This window comes from Paenibacillus sp. N119s (assembly GCF_059447605.1).
The window spans coordinates 1-4,357 of the sequence record NZ_JCAJRU010000326.1; the positions used below are offsets into that span (position 1 = coordinate 1).

At 46.5% G+C, this 4,357-nt stretch carries 4 protein-coding genes; all 4 read left to right on the top strand.

All coding sequences use genetic code 11. The features are described 5' to 3' along the window. Positions 1 to 4 precede the first annotated feature (4 nt). On the top strand, positions 5 to 1,066 hold the full coding sequence (recA, locus tag AC5V8P_RS23790; protein WP_025679773.1) for a recombinase RecA: 1,062 nt from the start codon (positions 5 to 7) through the stop codon (positions 1,064 to 1,066). Positions 1,067 to 1,275: 209 nt separating this feature from the next. Next, positions 1,276 to 2,025: a regulatory protein RecX gene (locus tag AC5V8P_RS23795; RefSeq protein WP_063208833.1), complete on the top strand. Its 750-nt coding sequence runs from the start codon at positions 1,276 to 1,278 to the stop codon at positions 2,023 to 2,025. Positions 2,026 to 2,380: 355 nt separating this feature from the next. Then, positions 2,381 to 3,925: a ribonuclease Y gene (rny, locus tag AC5V8P_RS23800; protein ID WP_013309958.1), complete on the top strand. Its 1,545-nt coding sequence runs from the start codon at positions 2,381 to 2,383 to the stop codon at positions 3,923 to 3,925. 75 nt (positions 3,926 to 4,000) lie between these two features. After that, positions 4,001 to 4,357 (top strand): YmdB family metallophosphoesterase (locus tag AC5V8P_RS23805; RefSeq protein WP_495473931.1); only part of this gene is annotated, 357 nt, incomplete at its 3' end.

Genomic DNA, 4,357 nt, shown 5'->3' on the forward strand with positions numbered 1-4,357 from the left:
TTTATTGTCAGATCGTCGTGCTGCGCTGGATATGGCGCTCCGTCAAATAGAAAAGCAATTTGGTAAAGGTTCCATTATGAAGTTGGGTGAGTCTACTCACATGCAAGTGGAAACTATCCCCAGTGGTTCGATTGCTTTGGATATTGCGTTAGGAACGGGCGGCTTTCCAAGAGGCCGGATTATTGAAGTATATGGACCGGAATCTTCCGGTAAAACGACAGTAGCTCTTCATGCTATCGCAGAGGTGCAAAAAACAGGCGGACAAGCCGCCTTTATCGATGCCGAGCATGCGCTTGATCCGTCGTATGCGAGCAAGCTGGGCGTCAATATTGATGAGTTGTTACTATCGCAACCAGATACAGGTGAGCAGGCGCTGGAGATTGCCGAAGCTCTTGTGCGTAGTGGGGCAGTGGACATTATCGTTGTTGACTCTGTAGCGGCACTTGTACCGAAGGCAGAGATTGAAGGCGAAATGGGAGATTCCCATGTCGGTCTTCAAGCGCGCTTGATGTCACAGGCATTACGTAAGCTGTCTGGAGCTATTAATAAATCGAAAACTATTGCTATCTTTATCAATCAGCTCCGTGAAAAAGTAGGTGTTATGTTCGGTAACCCTGAAACTACACCGGGTGGACGTGCCTTGAAGTTTTACTCTACGGTACGTTTGGATGTTCGGCGTATCGAAAGCTTGAAAATGGGCAACGACATCGTGGGTAACCGTACACGTATTAAAGTCGTGAAGAATAAAGTCGCACCTCCTTTCCGTCAGGCTGAAGTGGATATTATGTACGGTGAGGGCATTTCCAAAGAAGGAAGCTTGATTGATATCGGTACGGAGCACGACATTGTCGACAAGAGCGGAGCTTGGTATTCCTACGAAGGCGAGCGCCTGGGTCAGGGACGTGAGAATGCAAAGCAATTCTTGAAGGAAAATCCGAACATTGCTAGTACGATCGAGCAAAAAATCCGCGTAGCTAGTAATTTGATTACAACCATTGCTCCACCGACAGAGGAAGAGTTGGCGCAGGAGGCCAAGGAAGAACAGGAATTGCTGGAGCTTGAATAAGCTTGCCTGAGACTTCGCTTCTGATCTGTCATATGAACTGTAGCCTAGGGATTATGGTACAGTCCGTTTAAATAGCATGATTCTGATGCCCTGCACAGTTGTGCAGGGCATTTTGCATCAAATAAAGTCTGCTTTTTCAGCAGATTCTAACTTTTGCGCAGCAACTGATTGTAGGTTGCTTTCGTGAATTTCAAAGTGAGGGAAGCATATTGCAGTTGGACGATAAGGATGAATACACTTCGGAAGAAAACAAAGAGCAAGGAATTTCTCTTTTTCCGGATCATGAGGAATTGATGATTACTAGAGTGGAGCAGGGACAGGGACGCAAGCGTGGGAGATACGTCATCCATTTTGGTCCATACTCACTGTCTGTGCTGGAAGATGTAATGATTAAGTACAACATGTTCAAGGGCACGTCATTCGTTAAAAAAGAACTAGAAGATATCGTTTTGGCAGATGAAAAGCAACAGGCTTATGTATATGCGCTGCGCTATTTGGGACAAAAGCCCCGTACATGTCAGGAAATTGCCCGGCGTTTAGCACAAAAGGATGTGGCTCAGATTGTTGTTGATGAAATACTGGTCCGCCTGCAAAGGGAGAAGCTTGTTGATGATGATTTATACGCCCGTCAGTGGGCAAGACAGCGGATAACGAGCCAACGTAAGGGTAAGATGTGGATCAGGCAGGAACTTCGTCAGAAAGGCATCTCTAAAGCCTCTATCGGGGAAGCGTTAGGTGAAATCACCGACAATGAGGAGTGGGAGAGTGCATTAACGGTCGGACGTAAGAAATGGAACCAGGTACGTGGTGATATAATGGATAAAAAAAGGAAGACATTCCCGTTTCTAATGAGACGCGGATATTCGGGAGATATAACACGCCGCGTAATCAATCATCTCTCTGCGGACGAGCAAGATGAAGCTTACGATGACGGGGAGTTATTGCATTGGGAGGAATAGTTTACGGTAGCTGAAGCTTTGGTTAGATGAGCCAGTTATTATATGAACAGTTGCACGGAGTCTACTAATGTTTGCATTCCCTTGACAATGCCATTTGTCAAATAATAAAATATATATGAAACGATATTTGTGGAGTGCCCTTTTTCCTTCCAAAAAAGTGGAGTCCACGGTAAAGTTCTCATCGCCAAATAACAAGTGATGCCGCTATGCCAGGCGGAATTGTACGTGTGAAAGCATGTGCATATGAAATGAAGCGACCTTGTGTCGTTATCTTAGTTTGACGATCAAAGTAAATGTGACAATTGCAAAAAGTCCCAAGGAATGCCTTGGAGGAACCAACGGGGAGGTGAACAGTATGATGACTGCGATCTGGTTCGTTCTCGTTGCTGTAGCCGCGTTATTCTTTGGGTTCGGGATTGGTTATTTTATTCGCAAATCTATTGCAGAAGCTAAGATCTCCAGTGCGGAAGAAGCTGCCGCGCAAATCGTGGAGAACGCGAAAAAAGAGGCAGAAGCGCTGAAGAAGGAAACGGTACTGGAAGCGAAAGATGAGATCCACCGCATTCGTGCCGAAGCTGAAAAAGAAACTCGTGAACGTCGTAATGAAATTCAACGACAGGAACGAAGATTGCTGCAAAAAGAAGAATCGCTGGATAAAAAATTGGAATCGCTGGAACGTAAAGAAGAACAAGTGGCCAACAAAGAGAAACGAATCGATGAAACCCAGCAGCAAATTGATTTGATTTACAAGAGCCAGGTAACTGAGCTGGAACGTATTTCCAACCTTACGATGGAGGATGCAAGAAGTATTATTCTGACCAACGTAGAGCAGGAAGTTCGTCATGAAACAGCTCAGATGATTAAGGAAATCGAACAGCAGGCCAAAGAAGAAGCGGACAAAAAGTCTCGTGAAATCATCACACTGGCCATCCAACGCTGTGCGGCAGATCATGTAGCAGAAACGACGGTTTCTGTTGTAACATTGCCGAACGAAGAAATGAAAGGCCGGATTATCGGGCGCGAAGGCCGTAACATCCGTGCACTTGAAACCCTTACAGGGATCGACCTCATTATTGATGATACGCCGGAAGCTGTTATATTGTCCGGATTTGATCCGATTCGTAGAGAGATTGCACGTACAGCTCTTGAGAAGCTCGTAGCGGACGGACGGATACATCCGGCTCGTATTGAAGAGATGGTGGAAAAATCCCGTAAAGAGGTGGACGAACGAATTCGTGAGTATGGTGAACAGGCCACTTTTGAAGTGGGTGTGCATAGCCTGCATCCGGATTTGATCAAGATCTTGGGACGACTCAAGTTCCGTACGAGCTACGGACAGAACGTATTGAAGCACTCGATGGAAGTTGCATACTTGACAGGTCTGATGGCCGGGGAACTGGGCGAGGACGTTGTACTGGCAAGACGGGCAGGTTTGCTGCATGACATCGGGAAGGCGCTGGATCACGAAGTGGAAGGATCACACGTTGAAATTGGCGTGGAACTGGCGAAGAAGTACAAGGAACATCCGGTCGTTATCAACAGCATTGCTTCACATCACGGCGACTGCGAAGCGACTTCAGTAATCGCCATGCTGGTCGGAGCAGCAGATGCTCTGTCAGCTGCAAGACCGGGAGCGCGTCGTGAAACGCTAGAGACGTATATCCGTCGTCTTGAGAAGCTGGAACGCATCTCCGAGTCTTTTGAAGGCGTTGAAAAATCATACGCAATTCAAGCCGGACGCGAAGTTCGTGTTATGGTACAGCCAGAGAAAATTGATGATGCGGAAGCATTCCGACTGGCCCGCGATATTACGAAAACGATTGAGAATGAACTGGATTATCCAGGACATATCAAGGTTACCGTTATTCGTGAGACCCGTGCGGTAGAATACGCAAAATAAAAGCATTTCAATGAAAAGTGGCCGCTGCTGTAGGGCCACTTTTCATTATGTAAGGCAGACTAGGGAGGGTTTTCTATTAACGTATTATTTATTGGAGACATCGTCGGCAGTGTAGGCAGAAAGGCATTGAGAGAGAATCTGCCTTCGCTTAAATCAAAATACAACCCACATGTTATTATCGTGAACGGAGAAAATGCAGCTTCGGGAAGAGGGATCACTCAAGCCATCGCCAGAGAGTTTTTTGATTGGGGCGTTCATGGGATAACAATGGGGAATCATACCTGGGACAATAAGGAAATATTTGATTTTATAGATGATGAGCCGCGGATTATCCGTCCGGCTAACTTTCCACCAGGGACACCAGGCCGGGGTTATACTGTGGTAAAAGGTGGGGGGAAGGAACTAGCCATTGTTAATCTGCAAGGTAGAACC